The 20447-nt window shown below is 61.0% G+C and carries 22 protein-coding genes; 11 read left to right on the plus strand and 11 right to left on the minus strand.

Annotated features, from left to right (window positions below):
* Positions 1 to 113: 113 nt before the first annotated feature.
* The 9 genes from ACQY1P_RS10310 to ACQY1P_RS10350 all read left to right on the plus strand — a co-directional run bounded on the left by ACQY1P_RS10310 (position 114) and on the right by ACQY1P_RS10350 (position 8042).
* Positions 114 to 2375 (plus strand): RelA/SpoT family protein, encoded by a 2262-nt coding sequence (locus ACQY1P_RS10310; RefSeq protein WP_113167359.1) that lies wholly within the window; start codon positions 114 to 116, stop codon positions 2373 to 2375.
* A 159-nt stretch (positions 2376 to 2534) separates the two neighbouring features.
* Positions 2535 to 2687, plus strand: a complete 153-nt coding sequence (locus ACQY1P_RS10315; protein WP_082471869.1) for a DUF3563 family protein — start codon at positions 2535 to 2537, stop codon at positions 2685 to 2687.
* A gap of 189 nt (positions 2688 to 2876) precedes the next feature.
* A complete protein-coding gene (locus ACQY1P_RS10320; RefSeq protein ID WP_192076674.1) occupies positions 2877 to 3506 on the plus strand; it encodes a DUF2062 domain-containing protein in 630 nt (209 codons plus the stop codon).
* A gap of 15 nt (positions 3507 to 3521) precedes the next feature.
* Positions 3522 to 3929 (plus strand): holo-ACP synthase, encoded by a 408-nt coding sequence (acpS, locus tag ACQY1P_RS10325; RefSeq protein WP_062453390.1) that lies wholly within the window; start codon positions 3522 to 3524, stop codon positions 3927 to 3929.
* 200 nt (positions 3930 to 4129) lie between these two features.
* On the plus strand, positions 4130 to 4885 hold the full coding sequence (gene lepB, locus ACQY1P_RS10330; protein WP_062454754.1) for a signal peptidase I: 756 nt from the start codon (positions 4130 to 4132) through the stop codon (positions 4883 to 4885).
* The gene (gene rnc / locus ACQY1P_RS10335; protein ID WP_371816122.1) at positions 4885 to 5601 is read left to right on the plus strand and encodes a ribonuclease III; all 717 of its coding nucleotides are present in this window, start codon (positions 4885 to 4887) and stop codon (positions 5599 to 5601) included. The genes lepB and rnc overlap by 1 nt, the downstream gene beginning before the upstream one ends.
* A gap of 9 nt (positions 5602 to 5610) precedes the next feature.
* Positions 5611 to 6606 carry a GTPase Era gene (era, locus tag ACQY1P_RS10340; RefSeq protein WP_430256693.1) on the plus strand — a complete coding sequence of 332 codons (996 nt, stop codon included), beginning with the start codon at positions 5611 to 5613 and terminating at the stop codon, positions 6604 to 6606.
* Between the two features lie 196 nt (positions 6607 to 6802).
* Positions 6803 to 7318: a hypothetical protein gene (locus tag ACQY1P_RS10345; RefSeq protein ID WP_062453388.1), complete on the plus strand. Its 516-nt coding sequence runs from the start codon at positions 6803 to 6805 to the stop codon at positions 7316 to 7318.
* A 208-nt stretch (positions 7319 to 7526) separates the two neighbouring features.
* Complete coding sequence (locus tag ACQY1P_RS10350; protein ID WP_430256352.1) at positions 7527 to 8042, plus strand: PAS domain-containing protein; 516 nt, start codon at positions 7527 to 7529, stop codon at positions 8040 to 8042.
* Positions 8043 to 8052: 10 nt separating this feature from the next.
* On the opposite strand, the gene ACQY1P_RS10355 is transcribed toward ACQY1P_RS10350, so the two are convergent.
* On the minus strand, positions 8053 to 8445 hold the full coding sequence (locus tag ACQY1P_RS10355) for a hypothetical protein (RefSeq protein WP_062453386.1): 393 nt from the start codon (positions 8443 to 8445) through the stop codon (positions 8053 to 8055).
* A 221-nt stretch (positions 8446 to 8666) separates the two neighbouring features.
* Between ACQY1P_RS10355 and recO the strand changes: the two genes are divergently transcribed.
* Positions 8667 to 9449, plus strand: coding sequence for a DNA repair protein RecO (gene recO, locus ACQY1P_RS10360; RefSeq protein ID WP_113111126.1), 783 nt, complete (start codon positions 8667 to 8669; stop codon positions 9447 to 9449).
* Here the strand turns inward: recO and ACQY1P_RS10365 are convergent.
* Both ACQY1P_RS10365 and ACQY1P_RS10370 read right to left on the minus strand, forming a co-directional pair.
* Positions 9430 to 10656 (minus strand): MFS transporter, encoded by a 1227-nt coding sequence (locus ACQY1P_RS10365; protein ID WP_430256353.1) that lies wholly within the window; start codon positions 10654 to 10656, stop codon positions 9430 to 9432. The two genes, recO and ACQY1P_RS10365, sit on opposite strands and share 20 nt — an antisense overlap.
* Positions 10657 to 10761: 105 nt before the next feature.
* Entirely contained in the window at positions 10762 to 11661 is a 900-nt protein-coding gene (locus ACQY1P_RS10370) for a DMT family transporter (RefSeq protein WP_062453384.1), read from the minus strand.
* Between the two features lie 278 nt (positions 11662 to 11939).
* Here ACQY1P_RS10370 and ACQY1P_RS10375 point away from each other — a divergent pair, with 278 nt between their 5' ends.
* A complete protein-coding gene (locus tag ACQY1P_RS10375; RefSeq protein WP_139283842.1) occupies positions 11940 to 12191 on the plus strand; it encodes a hypothetical protein in 252 nt (83 codons plus the stop codon).
* A 62-nt stretch (positions 12192 to 12253) separates the two neighbouring features.
* On the opposite strand, the gene ACQY1P_RS10380 is transcribed toward ACQY1P_RS10375, so the two are convergent.
* The 8 genes from ACQY1P_RS10380 to ACQY1P_RS10415 form a co-directional block, all read right to left on the minus strand.
* The gene (locus ACQY1P_RS10380; protein ID WP_430256354.1) at positions 12254 to 13099 is read right to left on the minus strand and encodes an MOSC domain-containing protein; all 846 of its coding nucleotides are present in this window, start codon (positions 13097 to 13099) and stop codon (positions 12254 to 12256) included.
* Between the two features lie 9 nt (positions 13100 to 13108).
* Positions 13109 to 13759, minus strand: coding sequence for an HD domain-containing protein (locus tag ACQY1P_RS10385; RefSeq protein ID WP_430256355.1), 651 nt, complete (start codon positions 13757 to 13759; stop codon positions 13109 to 13111).
* 8 nt (positions 13760 to 13767) lie between these two features.
* Positions 13768 to 16536, minus strand: a complete 2769-nt coding sequence (locus ACQY1P_RS10390; protein ID WP_430256356.1) for a DUF2339 domain-containing protein — start codon at positions 16534 to 16536, stop codon at positions 13768 to 13770.
* Between the two features lie 82 nt (positions 16537 to 16618).
* Positions 16619 to 17467, minus strand: coding sequence for a mechanosensitive ion channel family protein (locus tag ACQY1P_RS10395; protein WP_062453379.1), 849 nt, complete (start codon positions 17465 to 17467; stop codon positions 16619 to 16621).
* A 99-nt stretch (positions 17468 to 17566) separates the two neighbouring features.
* Positions 17567 to 18112: a tyrosine phosphatase family protein gene (locus ACQY1P_RS10400; RefSeq protein ID WP_430256357.1), complete on the minus strand. Its 546-nt coding sequence runs from the start codon at positions 18110 to 18112 to the stop codon at positions 17567 to 17569.
* Entirely contained in the window at positions 18109 to 18702 is a 594-nt protein-coding gene (locus ACQY1P_RS10405; RefSeq protein WP_430256694.1) for a YfbR-like 5'-deoxynucleotidase, read from the minus strand. Before ACQY1P_RS10405 ends, ACQY1P_RS10400 begins: the two co-directional genes overlap by 4 nt.
* A gap of 14 nt (positions 18703 to 18716) precedes the next feature.
* Positions 18717 to 19568: a YgfZ/GcvT domain-containing protein gene (locus tag ACQY1P_RS10410; RefSeq protein ID WP_430256358.1), complete on the minus strand. Its 852-nt coding sequence runs from the start codon at positions 19566 to 19568 to the stop codon at positions 18717 to 18719.
* Between the two features lie 104 nt (positions 19569 to 19672).
* Positions 19673 to 20401 (minus strand): hypothetical protein, encoded by a 729-nt coding sequence (locus ACQY1P_RS10415; RefSeq protein ID WP_062453375.1) that lies wholly within the window; start codon positions 20399 to 20401, stop codon positions 19673 to 19675.
* Between the last annotated feature and the right edge of the window lie 46 nt (positions 20402 to 20447).

Here is a 20447-nt window from a genome sequence, read left to right on the forward strand (position 1 = left end):
ACCGTTCATTCTCTCGCCCTAATCTGTCTTGATATCTATGATGGCCGCGCTGATCTGATGGTTGGCGCGCCATTTTTATTTTGTTGGACCCGGTATCGAGGGCATTTCACGGGATGATGAGGCAGTACGAGCTTGTTGAGCGGGTACAAAAGTACAAGCCCGAGGCCAACGAAGCTCTTCTCAACAAGGCCTATGTCTACGCCATGCAAAAGCATGGCCAGCAAAAACGCGCCTCTGGCGATCCTTATATCTCGCATCCGCTCGAAGTGGCTGCCATCCTCACCGACATGCATCTCGACGAGTCGACGATCGCCGTCGCGTTGCTGCACGACACGATCGAGGACACGACGGCGACCCGCGCCGAGATCGATGAACTGTTCGGCGAGGATATCGGTCGTCTCGTCGAGGGTCTGACCAAGCTCAAGCGTCTCGATCTCGTCTCGAAAAAGGCCAAGCAGGCCGAGAACCTGCGCAAGCTGCTGCTGGCGATCTCCGACGACGTGCGCGTCCTGCTGGTCAAGCTCGCCGACCGGCTGCACAACATGCGCACGCTCGACCATATGAAGGCCGAGCAGAAGGCACGCATTTCCGAAGAGACGATGGATATCTATGCGCCGCTGGCCGGCCGCATGGGCATGCAGGACATGCGCGACGAGCTCGAGGACCTGTCCTTCCGCTACATCAACCCGGAAGCCTATGCGACTGTCACCCAGCGGCTGGCCGATCTTTCGGCCCGCAACGAAGGGCTGATCAAGAAGATCGAGGACGAGTTGCGCGATCTTCTCGTCGCCAACGGCCTGCCGGACGCCGCCGTCAAGGGGCGCCAGAAAAAGCCCTATTCCATCTTCCGCAAGATGCAGTCGAAGTCGTTGTCCTTCGAACAGCTTTCCGACCTCTACGGTTTCCGCATTGTCGTCGACGACGTCGCCTGCTGCTACAAGGCGCTCGGCATCGTTCATACCCGCTGGCGCGTCGTGCCGGGCCGCTTCAAGGACTACATCTCCAACCCGAAGCAGAACGACTATCGCTCGATCCACTCGACGATCGTCGGCCCCTCGAGGCAGCGCATCGAATTGCAGATCCGTACCGAGATGATGCAGGAGATTGCCGAATACGGGATCGCCGCGCATGCGCTCTATAAGGACGGCCAGTCGGGTGGCGCCAAGGGCGACGATCTTCTGCCCAAGGAATCGAGCGCCTATTCCTGGCTGCGCCATACGATCGAGTCGCTTGCCGAAGGCGACAATCCGGAAGAATTTCTGGAGCATACCAAGCTCGAACTGTTCCAGGATCAGGTCTTCTGCTTCACGCCCAAGGGCAAGCTGATCGCGCTGCCGCGCGGTGCCACGCCGATCGACTTTGCCTATGCGGTTCATACCAATATCGGCGACACCACGGTTGGCGCCAAGATCAACGGCCGTATCATGCCGCTTGTCACCCGGCTGAACAACGGTGACGAGGTGGAGATCATCCGCTCGGGCGTGCAGGTTCCGCCGGCCGCCTGGGAAGAAATCGTCGTCACCGGCAAGGCCCGCTCGGCCATCCGCCGCGCTACCCGCATGGCGATCCGCAAACAGTATGCCGGCCTCGGCTATCGCATTCTGGAGCGCACCTTCGATCGCGCCGCAAAGACCTTTACCCGCGAGGCGCTGAAGCCTGCTCTGCATCGGCTTGCCCACAAGGATGTCGAGGATGCGATCGCTGCCGTCGGGCGAGGGGAGCTGTCGTCTCTCGACGTGCTGCGCGCCGTCTTCCCCGATTTCAAAGATGAACGCGTTACCGTGAAGCCATCGGCCGATGACGGCTGGTTCAACATGCGCAGCGCGTCCGGCATGATGTTCAAGCTGCCGAACCAGCCAAAGGCACCGCTGGAGGATGCCCAGACGGCCGTCAATGCCGGCGATGTCGTTGCGTTGAGCCCTGAACCGGTTCCGATCCGCGGTCTTGCCGGCAATATGCAGGTGCGTTTCGCACCGAGCGGCGCCGTGCCCGGAGACCGTATCGTCGGGATCATGGACAAGGGCGAGGCGATCACCATCTATCCGATCCAGGCGCCGATCCTGCAGCACTTCGATGAGGAACCGGAGCGCTGGATCGATGTGCGCTGGGATCTCGACGAGGCCAACAAGTCTCGTTTTCTGGCCCGTATCGACGTCAACACGATCAACGAGCCAGGCACCCTTGCGACGGTCGCGAAGACAATCGGCGGTCTCGACATCAACATCCGATCCTTGTCGATGGCCAGCAATCGCGCCGCCGATTTCTCCGAGATCGCCATGGAAGTCGAAGTCTGGGACGTGCGCCAGCTCAATCAGCTCCTGACGCAGCTGAAGGAACTGGACTGCGTTTCCAACCTGAAGCGTGTCTACGACTAGACCCCAGCCGATCGTCGACGCGGACTGCCTGTTTTGAGTGCGCTCCCTTTGAGAGGGTATGCATTCAATGCAGGGCTGGGAGGTAACCCTTGCGTTGGTAAAGCCCGCTGGTTCAGCCTATATCTGCTGCACCGCAACATTTACCGAAAGAGACGTCAGATGTTTACCTCCGTCCGCAAGTTCGCCCGCGTCCTGCGCGGCCCTTCCGTCCAGGAACGCGAAATGGCATACCTCAACGAAGCCTGCGATCGCTTCGATCTCGAGCACCGCGTTCGACAGATCGACCGTGGCATGTTCCGCAAGTCCATCTGAATTCAATGACATGACAGCGGCTCGGTCGTCTGTCGTGAAGTAGATTTATCCGGGGGCCGTGCGCGAAGCGGCCCGATGCCAGCGGCCAATTTTCGCCATCATCTTGGGCTTCCGCTACGAAGACCGTTTCCGAACTGAGATGATGGTTCTCGGATCCTTCACCGGACCGAACCAGAAAGAAGCTGCTTCATGCCCTTTCGGCGCCGCAAAGCCCCGACCTTCCGAGAAAAGCTGTATCGCGCAATATTCCCCCCGAAGGGGTTCCGCCGTGTGCTCGGATATTACCGGCTCAAGATCTTGCGCATCGGCGGTTCGCCGCATGCGGTTGCTGCCGGTCTTGCCATCGGCATGGTCAGCGCCTGGACACCCTTTCTCGGCTTCCACATCCTTTTTGCGATTCCTTTTGCCTGGGTGCTGGGCGGCAGCATGGTCGCTGCGGCGCTTGGCACGGCCTTCGCCAATCCCGTTACTTGTCCCATCATCTGGCCGCTTACGTGGGAAATCGGCCAGTTCATCCTTGGCCGCGCTGGCGGCGGCGAAGCGCGGCCGGTCGATCTAGCGGCGCTGTTTTCCCAGCTCAAGCTATCGGAACTCTGGGACCCGATCCTGGAGCCGATGCTGATCGGCTCGCTGCCTCCCGGACTGTTCTGCGGACTGCTTGTCTATGTCGCGACCTATTTCGGAATCCGCAGTTTTCGCAACAGCCAGACGGAGCGTCGCCTTGCCCGCCGCAGCGAATATCAGCAGGCCTATGAGCGGGAATATCAGCCGGGGAACTTGACGGCGCAGCCGGCAGACCGCAAGTCAGTCGATGCTTGAGAAAGAGGGACTTTGATGATTATCGGCATGGGCAGTGACCTCATCGACATCCGTCGAGTTGAAAAATCCATCGAACGTTTCGGGGAACGGTTCACCCATCGTTGTTTCACCGATATCGAGCGCGCAAAGTCCGATCGTCGGAAGAACCGCGCCGAATCCTATGCTAAGCGGTTCGCCGCCAAGGAAGCCTGCTCCAAGGCTCTCGGCACCGGCCTTGCAAACGGCGTGTTCTGGAAAGACATGGGCGTTGTCAACCTGCCGGGCGGCAAGCCGACCATGGTGTTGACGGGTGGCGCGGGCGAGCGGCTGGCGGAACTGATGCCCGCCGGTCAGGAGCCTTTCATCCACGTCACGATCACCGACGAGTATCCCTATGCGCAGGCCTTCGTGATCATTGAGGCGCGACCGGTGGCCGCTCCGTGAGCGTACCCGAATTTGGCGAAGCGGTGGCCCATTGCCGCCGCTCTGTGAAGACGCTAAAGCATGTCCCGCAAAAGCGCGCAGCGGTTTTGTAGCTACAAGGTGCCACGCAGGAATGACCTGAACGGCGGGCGTGATCTCTCGAAGATTGCGGCACGTTTCACACAGGTAGCCATCCGCCGTGAAGAGAGAGATTGAAATACGTGTCCGATAACGCCGAGACGAAGCCGCAGAATGCCCTTTGGGAAAACATCAAGGTCATCATCCAGGCCTTGCTGCTGGCTATGGTGATCCGCACCGTCCTGTTCCAGCCCTTCACGATTCCGTCCGGCTCGATGATGCCGACGCTCCTAGTCGGCGACTATATCTTCGTCAACAAGTTCGCCTACGGGTTCTCGAAATATTCGATGCCGTTCTCGCCCGACCTGTTTGAGGGCCGCGTCCTTCAGTTCAGCGAGCCGAAGCGCGGCGACGTGATCGTGTTCCGCCTGCCGCAGCAGCCCGAGATCGATTACATCAAGCGCCTGATCGGCCTTCCCGGTGACCGCATCCAGGTTCGCGACGGCGTGCTCTTCGTCAACGGAACCGCTGTACCCAAGCAGGGCGACGGCGCTTTCACATCCGACTACCGCTCCGATCCCGGCACCAACGTTCCGGTCTTCCGCGAGACGCTCGACAACGGCGTGACCTTTGACACGCTCGACCAGTCCCCAAGCTCGCGCGGCGACAACACCCGCGAGTTCGTCGTGCCGGCGGAACACTATTTCTTCATGGGCGACAACCGCGACAACTCGCTCGACAGCCGCTTTGACGAAGGTCCGGGCATGGTTCCGGCCGAAAACCTCGTCGGTCGCGCCAGCGTCATCTTCTTCTCGCTCGGCAACGACACGTCCTTCCGCGAGATCTGGAAATGGCCGTCCAACATGCGTTGGGACCGTCTCTTCAAGGGCGTTCATTGATGAAACCGCTCTCACTCTCGGATGAAGAACGCGGCCGTCTCGAGACGATAATCGGCCACGTCTTTTCCGAGAAGCAGTGGCTTGACCGGGCGCTGACCCACGCCAGCGTCGGTCTTGCCAAGGATGCCAATTACGAGCGTCTGGAGTTTCTGGGCGACCGTGTGCTCGGGCTCTGCGTTGCCGAACTTCTGTTCACCACCTTCCGGTCCGCACCGGAAGGAGAGCTGTCTGTGCGCCTTAATCAGTTGGTCAGCGCCGAAAGCTGTGCCATTGTTGCAGACGAGATGGAACTGCACCGTTTCATCCGGACCGGCGCCGACGTCAAGAAGATCACCGGCAAGCGGATGATGAACGTCCGCGCCGATGTGGTGGAGAGCTTGATTGCCGCCCTTTATCTGGATGGCGGACTGGAAGCTGCCCGCGGTTTCATTCTGCGTCATTGGAAGGCGCGTGCGACCCGCGCCGATGGCGCCCGCCGCGACGCCAAGACGGAATTGCAGGAATGGGCACATGCCAAATTCGGTGTGACGCCTTCCTATCGCATTGACGACCGCTCCGGCCCGGATCACGACCCGCGCTTTACCGTGACGGTCGAGATTCCCGGTGTTTCGCCCGAAACGGGCGCCGACCGGTCGAAACGTGCAGCCGAACAGGTGGCTGCCACCAGGATACTCGAACGCGAAGGCGTCTGGCAGAAGACCTCTGCTGAAGACTGATTGGACATCATGATCGAAGACAACACCATCGATGGCAAAGACGAAGACGTAAACGCCGTTCAGCCGGAAACCGCGGTCGACGAGGCGGCGGCGGAACTGGCTGAAGCCGGTCCGACCCATTCCGGTTTCGTGGCGCTGATCGGCGCGACCAATGCCGGCAAGTCGACGCTGGTCAACCGTCTCGTCGGCGCCAAGGTGTCGATCGTCAGCCACAAGGTGCAGACAACCCGCGCCATCGTTCGGGGCATCGCAATCCACAACAACGCCCAGATCGTCTTCATGGATACGCCCGGCATCTTCAAGCCGCGCCGCAGGCTGGACCGCGCCATGGTGACCACCGCCTGGGGCGGCGCCAAGGATGCCGACATGATCGCGCTCCTGATCGACAGCGAACGCGGCCTGCGCGGCGATGCCGACGCGATCCTCGAGGGTCTGAAGGATGTGCATCAGCCGAAACTGCTGCTTCTGAACAAGATCGATCAGGTCAAGCGCGAGGATCTTCTGGCGCTTGCTGCTGCGGCCAACGAAAAGATCGACTTCGTGCGCACCTTCATGATCTCGGCCACGACAGGCTCGGGTTGCGACGATCTGATGGACTATTTCTCCACGACCCTGCCGGAAGGTCCCTGGTACTACCCGGAGGACCAGATTTCCGACCTGCCGATGCGCCAGCTTGCTGCCGAAATCACCCGCGAGAAGCTCTTTCTAAGGCTCCACCAAGAGCTTCCCTACGCCTCGCATGTCGAGACGGAGAAGTGGGAAGAGCGAAAGGATGGCTCCGTCAGGATCGAACAAGTCATCTATGTCGAGCGCGAAAGCCAGAAGAAGATCGCTCTCGGCAAGAACGGCGACGCCATCAAGGCAATTTCGACAGCGTCGCGCAAGGAACTGACCGAGATCCTTGAACAGCCCGTTCACCTGTTCCTTTTTGTGAAGGTCAGGGAAAATTGGGGAGACGATCCACAACGTTTCCGCGAAATGGGCCTGGAATTCCCGAAAAACTGAATGTTTAACCGTTTTTGGCTTGCCGACTCCTTCCGATGCGTTAGCTTGATATCGGGAGAAGGAACTGCTGTGTAATTTCGAATGTTAGTAAATTCGGAAATGCTTAATTGTTATTTCCTAAAATACGCCGACGGGTTACGCTGGTTGTATTAAAGGACTGAGGCGATCTCGGCAAATCGTGGAGGTGGTGCCAGGCATGAGCGATATAAGACGTTTTGATGCCTTCAGTGGTATGGATCTCAGCGATGCGGTTGGGTTCTTCAGCTGGAACGTTCAGGAGAACAAGGTCTACGGCGATCAGGTCTTCGCATTCATCTACGGGGTCCCCTACAGGGACCTCGAGAGCGGCGCGCCGATCGAACAGGTCATCGTCAACGTCGACGATGGCGACAAGCAGCGCGTCGCAAAAGCCCTGCACGAGTCCATCATTTCTGGCAAAAAGTGCCACCAGAGTTATGGAATCACCCATGTGGACGGTCGCCGCGTCACGGTGACAGGGCAGGGACGATGCCTTCGCGACAAGCTCGGCCTGCCGTCGATCTACACAGGTTCCGTTACCGCTGTCGAAGTGGGCAGTGGTGCTCATTCTGGCGATCCACTCAAGACCCATTGTCTCGAGGCTTTGAAAATCGCCAACAGCCGCCGCCACGCGCTTGCGGCCCGCTACCTGTCCTCCGCACTCAACGTGCTGGATGGCGGCAAAAAAGCGTAAAGCATCCATGGTTCGGGCAAATTGCGTCTGCATCCTCCGGTCGTGCACGATGGCTGCAGAATCGCTCCCTTGGACATTCCTGTCAGCCAAAGGGCGCTCGTGATTCGTTACGTAGAACCCCGTAGCAACTTGTCATCTATCAATGTACGCGATTGCTAACGCGATGGTGATGGTACAACTACGCGTCGTATTGGCATAGGGAGCGTACATGGCACGCGGAACGATCGCTTCTGACGAAGCGGATCAGGATTTCATCAACGCGGTGGGGTTCTACAGCTGGAATGTTACAGAAAACCGCGTCTATGGTGACGACGTCATCGCCCATGTGTTTGGTCTCTCGATCGAGGACCTGTCGATCGGAATGCCGATCGACGTCCTGGTGCGCTACATCGACGAAGGCGACAAGCAGCGTGTGGCCAAGGCTATCCACATGGCGATCGTCGATGGTGCAGCCTACAATGCCGAATACAGCCTGACCCATCCGGATGGCCATAAGGTTAGCGTTCGCGCGAACGGGCGCTGTCTGCGCGATGTCGATGGGCTGCCTTCGATCTACAGCGGCACTGTCATCGTGCAGCCAGCTCTCGCCGAACCGATTCAGATCAGTGATCCGCTCGAGAGCCACTGCCGGGCAGCGCTGGATCTCGCTTCAGCGCGCGGCCATGCTCTGGCCGCGCGATATCTGTCTTCAGCACTCAACATGCTGACGCCGGATCTCGGCTGAGACGGAGATCTTACTTCTTGCGCTCCATCAGCGCCTTGACCTCTTCGAAGCGACGACGATTTTCGGGTTCCTGCTCACCCGGGCCGTAGCATGTCTTCGAGATGCAGAAGCGCAGCAGCGTGAATGGAGGTCCACCCTTGCCGAACTCGCAATCGATCTCGTTGGTGAAATCGGTCGGCTTGGCGTCCTGGCGGGTCGAATAGGTCAGACGTGCGCCCGGCGGATCGAGTTCCGGGAAGGACTGCACAATGCCGGTCTTGACGTCTGGAATGAGCAGGAAGTTCTTGGCAACCGCGACGCAGGCCTGTTCAAGCTGCGGCGACTGCGCGGCCGCAGGCGTTGGCAAGGCGAGGCCAAAGGGCATCGCGGCAATGATAGCGGTAGCGAGCAGGGCGTTTTTCATGTGATCTCCGGCAGCGTATTGCTCTTGGCTGTTCGGCGGAGAAATCCGCGGCGAAGGCAATTTGTTCCAGCCCGATCGAGAGATAAATCAAGGGAGGCGCGACAGCCACACCCAGACACCGACAGAGCCCGCAAACCGTGCCGGAAAGACGCAGAAACCGATTCAGTCCCAAGAGGTTATACGGTAGAACTGATCAACGCAGACAGGAAGTTCACCTATCGATGCAGTGGCAGGACGAGGCAATCATCATCGGCGTGAAACGCCACGGCGAGACGAGTGTCATCGCCGAACTGATGACGCGCGAACGCGGCCGCCATCTCGGCATCGTCCGATCCGGCCGCTCGCGCTCGATGCAACCGGTGCTGCAGCCGGGAAACCGCGTGGAGGTGGTCTGGCGCGCGCGTCTCGACGAGCATCTCGGCGAATTCAAGCTCGAACCGCTGCAACTGCGTGCAGCAAAGCTGATGGAAACCGCAACGGCGGTCTACGGTGTCCAGGCGATGGGGGCTTTGCTTCGGCTGCTTCCCGAGCGTGATCCGCATCCGCACCTGTTTGAAGCCCTCGATATCATTCTCGATGCGATGGATGATCCGTCCGATGCGGGCGAACTCTTCGTCCGGTTCGAACTCGCGGTACTGAACGATCTTGGTTTCGGACTGGATCTTTCGGAATGTGCAGCGACAGGCACACGCAGCGATCTTGTCTATGTGTCGCCAAAATCCGGTCGCGCCGTGAGCCGCGACGCCGGCGCTCCCTATGCGGACCGCATGCTGGCCCTGCCGGATTTTCTGGGAGAGGGAGCATCCAGGACTGCCGACCGCGACGGCATGGCCGCTGCCTTCCGTCTGACCGGCCATTTCCTATCCCGGCATGTCTATGAACCGCGCGGAATGACCCAGAGTACCGCCCGCGACGGGTTCGTTCAGGCGGCGCTGAAGGCGCTGTCGAAAGCCCCTGACGATCAGACGCCGCAAGGATCAGGTATCATTCCGCCGGCTGCATGACCGGTTGGCGGTTCACCGTCTTTTCGCGAATGGGCCAGTGTACGGCCGCGGCAAACAGGCCGAACACGACGCCGAACCACCAGACCATGTCATAGGAACCGAGCCTGTCGTAAAGCGCGCCGCCCATCCAGACGCCGAGGAACGACCCCACTTGGTGCGACAGGAACACGAAACCGCCAAGCAGGCCCAGATGCCGCGTGCCGAACATGATCGCCACCAGTCCGTTGGTCGGCGGCACCGTGGACAGCCACAAGAGACCCATCACGGCGGCAAAGATGATGACCGAGGTCGGAGACTGCGGCAAAAGCAGGAAGGCCGTGACGGCGATCGAGCGGCCGATATAGATATAGGCAAGCAGATAGGGTTTCGAGTAGCGCTGCCCGAGCACGCCGGCGCCGAGCGAGCCGATGATGTTGAAGAAACCGATCAGTGCCATGGCGATCACCGCATACCGAGCGTCAATGCCGATATCGCGAAGATAGGCCGGGAAATGCGCGGTGATGAAAGCTACCTGAAAACCGCAGACGAAAAAGCCCGAGGTCAGCAACAGGTACGACTTGTGCCCGAAGGCTTCCCGCAGTGCCTGCGCCGCGGTCTGCTTGAACTCCGTCTGGTTCTGCGTGCCGGAGCTGGCATTGCCCCGGAGCGGGATGGCAAGCAGCGGAACAGCAAGCATCATCGCCGACATGATCATCAGACTGTCCGACCAGCCGTAGGCCGTGATCAGCGCCTGGCTGAGCGGCGCAAACAGAAACATCCCGGCAGATCCGGCGGCAGTGCCGATCCCGAACGCTAAGGAGCGCTGTTCGGGCGTCACGTTGCGGGCAAAGGCTGACAGGATCGTGCCGAACGAACCGGCGCCGACGGCAAGCCCCACCATCAGACCGCCGGACAGGTGCAGCATGGGAATTGATTGCGCGGACGACATAAGGAACAGTCCGCCCGCATAGAGGAGACCCGACAGGGCGAGCACGCGGCCGGTACCGTATTTGTCCGCTATCGCTCCGAAGATCGGCTGGCCAAGGCCCCAGGCGAGGTTCTGGATCGCCATCGCGAGCCCGAACGTGGTGCGATCCCAGCCCCGATCGGACAACATCGGCAGTTGGAAGAAGCCCATTGCCGAACGCGGGCCGAAGGTCAGCATCGCAACCAAGGCACCGGCCGTGATGATCAGCCAGGGCATCGATGCGCGCGCGGGGTTGGACATGCTTGCCTCCTGAATTGAGGCATTATCCATAGCCGCGCGGGTGTGAAATGGGAAACGACTTTTCCTGACGCGATGCATCACAACAGCTGATGCGACAAGCCTCTTCTACAGCGCGCCGGGCGGCTCGATCGGGGGCGGTGGGACTTTGCCAAGCCGCGATTCGCGCCAGAGCGTGAAGGCGCCGGCGCTAATGACGATCGCACACCCGGCCACCATGTTGATGGTCATCATCTCGCCGAACAGCATCACACCGATCAGGCAGACGAGCACCGACTGTACGTAGAACATCGGCTGTACCGCGACGGCGTCGACGAGCGAGTAGGCGCGGATCAGCAGATAGTGCCCGGTCATGCCGGTAACGCAAAGCGTCAACATCCAGAACCAGTCGGAAAGCGTGATGTGCGACCAGTAAAACGGACCGACTAGCGTGATCGCCGCAGCACCGGCAATACCCGTGTAGAAAAACGCGGTATCGGCCGTGTCGGTGCGGCTCGCGAGCCGGGTCAGCACCGAGTAGAGCGCAAACATCGTGGTGCCGATCAGCGGGATGACGATCCGGAAATCGAATGTCGCATGCAGCGGATTGATGATCATCAGGATGCCGGCAAAGCCGACGCCGATCGCGGTCCACCGCCGCCAGCCGACCTTCTCGCCGAGCAGGGGCACCGAAAGGCAGGCAACAAGCAGCGGCGTCGCAGCAAAGATCGTATGGGTGGCCGCAAGACCGACCTCGGCAAAGGAGAAGATCGACAGCGCGATCTGGAAAACCAGAATGACCCCGCGGGCAATCTGCAGCCACAACCTGTTCGCGGACGCTGCACCTTTGACACCGCCGGACGAGCGACCGGCCACGATGAGCACGAAACCTGCGAAGGCCCAGTAGCGGATCATCGCCACGAAAATGGGAGGATAGGCGCCGCCCAGGTGTTTCGAGATGCCGTCCTGAACCGCGAAGATAATGACAGCAGTCAACGCGAAGAGAAGTCCCGTAGACCGAGATGTCATGATGGTGATCGATTCCAGTGCGGAGCGCGCAAGCGCCGCCGTGACGCCCTACGTTTGTGAGATCGGTGTTCTTGACCGGTTTTGACCTTTGTCAACAAACGCCGATTGGACATGTCTGCCATGCGGTGCCGTCAGAGGGAACCTTCAGACCCGAAAAAGGTATATGAGAAACTGCAAATAGTTCTGGAGACCTGCACTTGAGGTCTTCCCCGTACTGGCGACTGGAACATATGTTCTCAAGGTTGAGTTAGACTTGGGCAAGCAAATCAGGAGAAACGATGCTCACTGGGATGACGGAAGACCAGCGAAACGAATTTCTGGAGCGCATCACCGCGACCACGATTGCAAACCAGGCAATCCTGAAGTGTAGCATCAGCGGTTTTCCTTTGACGGCGGATAATGTTGTCGCCTTCGTTGGCGATTTTCTCGATCCGGAAAACCCGAACCTGCAGGAACTGATCGAAAAGATCGGTCACGCCATCGACGAGGTGCTGGATTGCCAGGGCCAGGCAATGCGCCTAGCGCGGTAAGCTCACGACAGTTCTCAAGTCCGGTAATGGGACGCGGTCAGGCAACCTACAGCCGCTTTTCCTTACCGCTGCTTGATGGCCCAGGCGCCGCGTGTTGAGACCACTTTCACGTCGTCACCAATTGCGATCATGCCGCCGCCGCGCGGCACTGCGTTCCAGCCGAACAGCGGGCCGGGAACACGCCGGTCGGCCGACATGCGCAGGCGACCGAGTGCCGGCATCGGGTTGGCGACATCCCGTGAACCGGTCACCTGATCCTGGGTGATCATGATGCAGCGGGCGCAGGGTTTGACGAGATCGAGACGAAGGCCGCCGATCTCGATCGCCTCCCAATGGTCGTCGCCAAAGGCGTCCCCATCGTCGATGACGATGTTGGCGCGGAACCGGTCCATCCCGACGGCGCCTTCTCCATGCTTCTCCATGTCGGCATTGATCGCCTCGAGCGAGCCGGTGGTCGTGACCAGGACCTGGTATCCGTCGGCAAATGTGACCGGCGTATCGGGTCCTGCCCAGTCGTCGCTTGCGGTCCGCTTCGAACGTTCATCGAAGAAAACAAGCCGCACGTCGCAGCCCAGCCAGTCGCAAAGGGTCGAGTTGACATCCTTGTCGGCCAGCGCGGCGCTGACGATCGAATTCCAAACGACCACATCGGTACGCCGGTAGCCCGGCGGCCGGGTGACGGTGATCTCGCCCTTGCTCTCCATCGAAAACCGGAACCCGTCCGTGTCGGGCAGGACCTGCAACTGCGCCATTTCTGGAAGATCGCGCTGGTTGACGAAATGCCCCCTGGTATCGACCAGCATCAAGCTGCGATCGCCGGGTATGCCTGTGCACGTCATCTGCGTCTCAGTGAGCGAAATGCCGCGGCCGCTCTTCAAGGGGTAGTAGTTGATCTCGCTGACATGCATGGGTTTTCCTCAAATTTCATCGAGAAAGAGGTCGAGAACACTTTTCAGACGCTGGTGGCGTTCGTTTGCCGCCTGCCGGCCGGCCTGCGTCTTGAAGCCGTCGGCGAGCTTGAACAGCTTCGTCTCGAAATGATCAATTGCAAACGTCCTGTCGTCCAGCGGTCGATGCTTGGCGAGCGGATCGGCCGGATCGTAAAGCGCCGAACCCATCCGCCCGGCAATGTAGAAACAGCGTGCCGCACCGATCATGCCGATTGCATCGAGCCGGTCAGCATCCTGCAGGATCTTCGCCTCGATCGTCTGCGGCTCGAGATTTGCCGAAAAACTGTGGGTGAGTATCGCATGGGAGACCGCATCGATCTCTGTATCGCTCCAGCCCATCTCGCCCAGAATGCCCGCCGCCTTCTCCGCGGCAAGACGAGACGCCTGGTTGCGCAGCGGGGAGTTCTTTTCCACCGCAACGCAGTCATGCAGCAGCACCGCGGCTGCCAGCACCCGCCCGTCGCCGCCTTCGTGTTGATGAATGCGCATCGCATTCTTGAAGACGCGGGCGATGTGAGCCAGATCGTGGCTTCCATCGTCGCCAGCACTGGCATGCGGAATGAGGCTTCTGGCCAGATCCTGGTGGGGCGAAAAGGCTTCTGCGAGTGACGCGGTCATGCTGGTTTCTACGAAGGTTCGTGAGAATCGTCTGTATTAGATGTGTCGTTCTTGTTGACCAGAATCCGTTGATAGAAAAGCCCGATTCCGATCAGAACTGCCCCCAGCCCGATGAAGGACAGGGCCCGCATAATGCCTTCGAGATTGGCCATGTCGATCAGGAAAACCTTCGCCACGGACACCAGCACCAGCACTGCAGAAGCAAGCCGCAGGCTCTTGGCGTTCCATTTCGAGCCCGCTACCAGAAGGCCGATGCCGATCAGGAGCCAGACGACAGAATACGCATAGGTTTCGGAAGCGAGAAAGCCCTTCCACTGGGCAATATTCTGGCCCTGGAAAAAGCGTCGAACCGAAAGCGTCGCCCAGAGAAAGCCGAGCAGGGCGCCCGAGACGGCGAGCATCGCCACATAGGGCGCTGGCCGCCGGCCGCGCGCCAAGTACGAGGTCAGTCCATAGGCGAGCGCCGGGAGAAGATAACCGAGCAGCAGAAGGTTGAGGACGGGCCAGGAGCCGGTGCTTTCGCCGGAGAAGAACGGATTGAGCGCAAACACATGCGCCGAGAGCACGTTCACCGTCGCGATCGCGCCAGCGATCATCGAGCCGTAGCGGAAGACGGGGCTCGGGTTCTTCAGGTCGAGCGTCATCAGAATGCCGGAGAAGCCGATCGTCAAGAGCGTGTAGATCGACTGCTCGCCAAGCGTCGGCGTACGGGCATCGAGCACGCCGCCATTCATCGCGTGGCGTATCAGCACGGCAAGTGTCAGCAGGGCTGCAAGCGATGCCAGTCCCTGCAAAACGTTGCGGACACGGACATCGGGTGATTTGCGCAGCATCCAGGCCGCAATGATCGCGAGCAGGGTCGGAATACCGTAGCCCGGCAGCAGCGCATTGAAGAACGGCGTCGTGCCGAGACTGTCCGGCCCGACCAGCGTCGGCTGCCAGGCGATGCGACCGAACACGATCGCGATTGCCGCCGCCATCATCCAGGGCAGGGCAGCCCATGTCCGCACTCGCATCGCCATCAGATAGGCAAAGCCGAGAACGGAAAGAAGTATCGTCGTGACGATGCCGTTGGTAAGCGCGTGTAGTGCCAGCGTGAAGCCCGCGAAGGAGCCGAGCACTGCGATATTTGCCGGCCAATCGATGCCGTCGCCATCGCTTTCATCACGTCCGCGAAACAGCCACTCCGCCACCGCGAGCATCGCAAGTCCGATGCCGATGCCGTAGAGGCCGTGCGTCCAGTCGCGGAAAAAATTGCCGAAGTTCAGAAACGAGATGAACCCGATCGTGACCGGCATTGCCCCCATCATAAAGGACCAGAGTACCGAAAACGTCGGTTCCTCATGCCGGAAGCGCCTGAGGAACCCGGCCCCGAGCAGCGTGAAGATGCCGCCGAGGAGCAGGAAGCCTGCAATCTCGTGGCCGAAAGCGGCAACGACAGGCGCGGTTGTGCCGGTCACCGGTTCGGGCATCACATAGGCGAGCAATGTCGACGCAACGGTCGCGATACCGGCAAGCGCGGCGAGCGCTGCAACCACGACCGTCCACACCCCGTAGCTGCGACTGCTGCCGACGGCGGCCAGCGCGCCGATCAGGGCGACGAAGACGAACAGCGGATGAAGAGAGCCCCCAGGCGTGGCGACCAGCATGGCAAGCGCCGAAATCGCGACCGTGACTGATAACGAGAGGGTGATCCGCAGCGGTGGCCTCTTCAGCAGCGCCCGCCAGCCGCCGCTCCCTGTCAAGCCGCGCGTATAAACGCGGCCGGGCCAGATGAGGATCGTTCCGGCAATCATCATCAGCAGCACCAGCGAAGGCGGCATCATGTCGATCGGCAGCGATTGTGACGTGTAGGCGAGAACCCAGAGGCCGATCCCGAAATTGGCGATCATCGGCACCACGGTCCAGCGGCGGATGCGCGAGGCGGCGTTCAACGCCAGCCAGCTCACGCCGAGAAACAGGAACAACGCGTTGACGTCTGGGTCGTCGGTCGTCACCAGAAGCGGCGTGATCAGCGAGCCAAGCAGGCCAAGCCCGGCCAGCGTCTGCCCGTGCAGCAGCGACAGCGCGATTGTTGCAAACGAAATCAGGGCCATCAACATGAAGGCGGCGCCGGAGCCGATGAAGTCGTAAAAGGCGTAGGCCGCGAAGGACGCGCCCAGCAGCGTGATGCTACCGGCGGCCGTCAGCGCACCGGGGATCATCGCATTGGCGTAGAGCTCCGACATCTTGGGCATTGCCCGGCGGCGCACCAGCTCGCCGGCGGCGATTAGCACCAAGCCGAATATCGCTGCCAGCGACAGACGAGCACCGGGGCCGAGCAGACCGGCTTCGATCGAATAGCGGACAAGGAAGATGCCGCCAAAGGCGAGTGCCACGCCACCCACCCAGACCGGCCAGCGAGCACCGAGATAGCTTTCCAGATTTTCACGGCGGAAGCGCGGAGCGGGCGCGGGGAGCGGTGGTGTTTCGGCTGCCTGATCGGACGTCCTCTCCTCGGGCGCCGTGATTTCTGCCAGAACTTCGGTCTTCGATGGTTCTGCTGCAGCCTTTGCAAGGTCCGTGTCTTCGACCATGTCAGCCGCGGCTTCGGTGCGGATCTCGGCAAGCGCCGTCTCGGGCGACACGACCGCCTCGGAAGTGACGGGAACGCCGCTCAGCAGGCGCGCCCGGACATCCGAAAGTTCTTTCTCCAGCGAAGCGACCCGGCCCGACAGCTTTCGCTGCGAGACGACGAGGGAGAGAATGAGAACGATCAGCAGAAGCTGGAGGATCATATGCTAGCGGGCTCGGTTGAGAAGGTCAGCGGACGTTATACCATTGGTCCGCAAAGAAAAGCCGATCTCCCCGTCGATACCGTTATGGGGTGTATGAAGCCGGACCGTCGTCCTGCGCATCGGCCGGCACCTCTTCCTCGACCACCTTGTCGAAGGCAAGCTTGACGGCCTTGGTCATGTCGCGGCTGACCGCCCACCACTGGGCGCTCTTGATCCAGTAGCGCAGTGTCAGCTTGGCGCTGCCGGCATCGAAATCCGCAAGATAGGTGGTCGGTGCCGGGTTGCTCTCCACCCGCGTTTCTGCCTTGGCGATCGACTTGAGCTTGGCTTCGGCCTCGTCGAGGCTCTGGTCGGCCGACAGCGTCACCGAAATCTCGTGCCGGCGCGTGTGCAGGCGCGAATAGTTGGTGATCGGCACGTTCCAAAGCGTCGAATTCGGCGCCAGGCGATAAACGCCTTCGGCGGTGCGAAGCTCGGTTGCGAACAGGCCGACATCGACGATCGTGCCGCTGACATTGCCGGTTTCGATCGATTCGCCCACGCGGAACGGGCGCAGAACCAGAAGCATGATGCCGGCTGCGATATTCTGCAGCGTGCCCTGCAGGGCAAGACCGACCGCAAGGCCGATCGCGCCCAGTGCCGCAAGGACCGATGCCGTCTGGACGCCGAACTGGCCGAGAACCATCACCACGACGATGATCAGCACCGCGTAGCGGATGATGTTGGAGAAGAACTGCGCCAGCGTCGCGTCGATGCCGTTCACCCGCGACAGACCGTTGTGCGCCCAGCGACTGAGCAGGCGGGCGGCGGCCCATCCGACGATCAGAAGAAGAATGGCGCCGATGACCGAGAATGAATACTGGATGCCGAGGGCTGTGAGCTGTGAGAGTGCCGTACGAGTTGCGACGACGAAAGCCGATGCCTGTTCCATTCGGGGCCTGATCCTTTGCTGTAAAGAGGAGGCTAAATTGGCGCGGGTGACTGTCAGGTCAAGGCAAACGGAGCGACGTTTCTCACCCGCCGCAGGGGATCAGGACGCGCGGTTTTCGATTTCGGCCTGTGCCGTAACAGGCAGCACGAACCAGGCCCGACCATCGGTTTCAGCGCCGCGCCCGATCCGCTTGATCGCCTGCACAAGCCGTCCGTCGCGATGCAAAAGACGGTCGCCGATCTCGATCAGCCTTGTATTCGGCGTCGCATGCGGCGCGACCTTGCGAAGCCTTGTCGCGAGCTCGACCTCGTCCTGTTCAGGATAAAGCGCCAGCGACGCGATGACGGCCGCTGCCGGAGAGCGCGACACGCCCATCCAGCAATGCACGACGAGCGGTGCGGACTGATCCCACTCTTTGACGAAGGCGATCAGATGCTCCACATGCGCCTCGCTCGGCGCAATCAGAGTGCCGGTGCCGGCAAAGCCGATATCGTTCATCTTGAGCTTCAGGTGGCGCGCGGCGGCAATCACGGCAGGCCGGTGGAAATCCTGCTTTTCGGCAATCAGGCTCACCATTTCACGGGCGCCGTGGCGGACCGAGAGTTCAGCGATCTTGTCGAGCGGACAGACGATGATCCGGCTCATGCCGTCACACCGCGATCGGCTTCAAGCGCATGAAAGCGCTCGAGAAAGCGCGCCTGAGCATCGAGCGCCGGCATCGGCTTCAGTTCCAGCATGTCTCGGGTTATGCCACGCGGCACGCCGAAGAATTTCTGGGCTTCGGCGACGGAAAACCCGGCAAGCTCGGTCGCTTCGAAAAACGCGGCAACGGTGTCGGCCTTCTTGATCATCACCTTCAGCTCCTTGGTCGGATGCGGCGGCAGACCGAAGCGGATATGGATCGCAGCCTCGAGCCGCAATTCGACCGCCTTGTAACCGCCGCCGACTACCGACTTGAAGGGCGAGATCATGTCGCCGATGACGTATTCGGGTGCGTCATGCAACAGCGCCATCGCCATCGCCTCGCTGGAGGCATCGGGATTGGTGCGAGAAAAGATCTGCTCAACGATCAGGCTGTGCTGCGCCACCGAAAACGCGTGGTCGCCTTTGGTCTGGCCGTTCCAGCGCGCAACGCGGGCAAGCCCGTGGGCGATATCGGCAATCTCGACATCGAGCGGCGAGGGGTCCAGCAGGTCGAGCCGGCGGCCGGAAAGCATCCGCTGCCAGGCGCGCATAGATTTCAATCCGCTCACGGCTCGGCCTCTTGCGTCGCTGTCGGGAACAACAGGTCGGTCCATTCCGGCAGCGAGAGAACGACGGTGACATCGCTCGCCGTCAGGGGAATACCATTGGCGATCGCATCGCCGACCCGGTCAATCCGCACGATTGCAAGCCCCTTGTTACCCAAGACGGATCCGAGCGTGCCGACCGGCTTGCCACCGGCCATGATGTCCGTGCCTGAGACGGGCAGGGCAGTCTCGCTTGTGACGAGCGCGACACGCCGCCGTGCGGTGCCACGGTGCTGCATGCGAGAGACGACTTCCTGCCCGACATAGCAACCCTTGCGGAACGACAGCCCGTCGGTCCTGTCGAGGAGAACGTCGTGCGGAAAGGCATCCTGCAGGGCATAGTCGAATCCGGAGGCCGGAATGCCGGACGCGACCCGCAGCGTCTCGTACTCGGCTTCCGACGCGTCGATCGCGATGCCCTCGGGCTTTCCCGGATATCGCGACAAAGTCACGCCGGCTTTGGCAAACGCCGCATCCGCAGCACCAGTAACCGAACCGTCGCCCCAGGTTACCGTCACGCCATCGGCATCGTCGGCTGCAATCGTCACGGCCGCCCGCAGCTTGTACATGGTGAGACGGCGCATCAGCGCGTCACGCTGGGCGGCATCGGTCTCCATCAGGAAATCGTCGCCGTCACGGGAGATCATGAAGTCGAACAGGATCTTGCCCTGCGGCGTCAAAAGCGCGCCGGGACGGGCCGTCCGTTCAGGCAGGGATTCGATATCTGTCGTGATCAGGCTGTGGAGAAAATCGCGTGCATCGACACCGGAAACCCGGATCAGCTGGCGCGAAGGAAGATGGACGGCGGGCATGGCGAAAGGTCCGATTGTTGAGCCGGAATGTCGAACCCGACAGGTAAGCCCTCCCGACCGCGCGAACAAGTGCAGTCGCGGTGCCGCAAGCGCATCGGCAAGAGTCAGTCGCCGCCGGTGAAGAACTTCCACTGGCCGTCGGGCGACAGGCCGATGCGGTAGAAATTGTAGGCGTCGTTTTCTTCCATGCCGATCATATCGCCGGCCGTAACGATCCGCAGCAACTCGACGCGCTCCGGTGGGGTGAGGGCAGAGATCGACTTGCCGGCGAAATAAGGCCAGACGTAAACCTCTTCCGGCTGCCCGGCCTCGAGCCTCACGGCGCTGGCGGAGAGAAGGTCCATGACGATCGCCAGGATTTCCTGGCCGTCTGGATCGCCGGAAAAGTTCTTCAGCGCGCCGACCGGATCGTCGCCCTGATAATCCATAACCTGGGTCTGGTTCGGGCCGGGATTGGTCAGCGGCTTCAGCCGTTCGATATCGCCGGAGGCAGCGGCCTCGATCAAGGCGGCGCGCATTTTCTTGACAGGCTCAGGCAGCGTGGTCATGTCGCGGATGATGTCGGCCTGGATCGTGTCGGTCGCCGCAGCCGTTGGCTGGCCGGCGGCGGGTGCAGCAGGCGCTGCTACGGGCGCCTGGGCCGAGCCGGTCGCGGGCACTTGCGGGCCCTCGAAAGCCTGCATGACGCCGGACGATGGCTTGCTGCCGCCTGTTTCACCCTGCGCTGTGGTGCTCAGCGCCAGCGCGGAAGCCGGTGCCATAACCTGCAAGCCGCAAAAACATGTTGCGGCAAGCGCCAGACGCAGACCGTTGAAGTTTGTCATGATATGCATTCCGGCCGCCTTCCGAAGGGGAATTCTCGGCTTTTCCTGTGCCTGA

The sequence above is a fragment of the Neorhizobium sp. DAR64872/K0K18 genome, from assembly GCF_050500175.1.
GTDB classification, from domain to species: Bacteria; Pseudomonadota; Alphaproteobacteria; order Rhizobiales; family Rhizobiaceae; genus Neorhizobium; species Neorhizobium soli.

Bases quoted from the DNA above. Each gene is read 5' to 3' on its own strand.
- ACQY1P_RS10310 (WP_113167359.1), top strand. From the start codon at position 114: ATGATGAGGCAGTACGAGCTTGTTGAGCGGGTACAAAAGTACAAGCCC.
- ACQY1P_RS10315 (WP_082471869.1), top strand. From the start codon at position 2,535: ATGTTTACCTCCGTCCGCAAGTTCGCCCGCGTCCTGCGCGGCCCTTCC.
- ACQY1P_RS10320 (WP_192076674.1), top strand. From the start codon at position 2,877: ATGCCCTTTCGGCGCCGCAAAGCCCCGACCTTCCGAGAAAAGCTGTAT.
- acpS (WP_062453390.1), top strand. From the start codon at position 3,522: ATGATTATCGGCATGGGCAGTGACCTCATCGACATCCGTCGAGTTGAA.
- rnc (WP_371816122.1), top strand. From the start codon at position 4,885: ATGAAACCGCTCTCACTCTCGGATGAAGAACGCGGCCGTCTCGAGACG.
- era (WP_430256693.1), top strand. From the start codon at position 5,611: ATGATCGAAGACAACACCATCGATGGCAAAGACGAAGACGTAAACGCC.
- ACQY1P_RS10345 (WP_062453388.1), top strand. From the start codon at position 6,803: ATGAGCGATATAAGACGTTTTGATGCCTTCAGTGGTATGGATCTCAGC.
- ACQY1P_RS10350 (WP_430256352.1), top strand. From the start codon at position 7,527: ATGGCACGCGGAACGATCGCTTCTGACGAAGCGGATCAGGATTTCATC.
- ACQY1P_RS10355 (WP_062453386.1), bottom strand. From the start codon at position 8,445: ATGAAAAACGCCCTGCTCGCTACCGCTATCATTGCCGCGATGCCCTTT.
- recO (WP_113111126.1), top strand. From the start codon at position 8,667: ATGCAGTGGCAGGACGAGGCAATCATCATCGGCGTGAAACGCCACGGC.
- ACQY1P_RS10365 (WP_430256353.1), bottom strand. From the start codon at position 10,656: ATGTCCAACCCCGCGCGCGCATCGATGCCCTGGCTGATCATCACGGCC.
- ACQY1P_RS10370 (WP_062453384.1), bottom strand. From the start codon at position 11,661: ATGACATCTCGGTCTACGGGACTTCTCTTCGCGTTGACTGCTGTCATT.
- ACQY1P_RS10375 (WP_139283842.1), top strand. From the start codon at position 11,940: ATGCTCACTGGGATGACGGAAGACCAGCGAAACGAATTTCTGGAGCGC.
- ACQY1P_RS10380 (WP_430256354.1), bottom strand. From the start codon at position 13,099: ATGCATGTCAGCGAGATCAACTACTACCCCTTGAAGAGCGGCCGCGGC.
- ACQY1P_RS10385 (WP_430256355.1), bottom strand. From the start codon at position 13,759: ATGACCGCGTCACTCGCAGAAGCCTTTTCGCCCCACCAGGATCTGGCC.
- ACQY1P_RS10390 (WP_430256356.1), bottom strand. From the start codon at position 16,536: ATGATCCTCCAGCTTCTGCTGATCGTTCTCATTCTCTCCCTCGTCGTC.
- ACQY1P_RS10395 (WP_062453379.1), bottom strand. From the start codon at position 17,467: ATGGAACAGGCATCGGCTTTCGTCGTCGCAACTCGTACGGCACTCTCA.
- ACQY1P_RS10400 (WP_430256357.1), bottom strand. From the start codon at position 18,112: ATGAGCCGGATCATCGTCTGTCCGCTCGACAAGATCGCTGAACTCTCG.
- ACQY1P_RS10405 (WP_430256694.1), bottom strand. From the start codon at position 18,702: ATGCGCGCCTGGCAGCGGATGCTTTCCGGCCGCCGGCTCGACCTGCTG.
- ACQY1P_RS10410 (WP_430256358.1), bottom strand. From the start codon at position 19,568: ATGCCCGCCGTCCATCTTCCTTCGCGCCAGCTGATCCGGGTTTCCGGT.
- ACQY1P_RS10415 (WP_062453375.1), bottom strand. From the start codon at position 20,401: ATGCATATCATGACAAACTTCAACGGTCTGCGTCTGGCGCTTGCCGCA.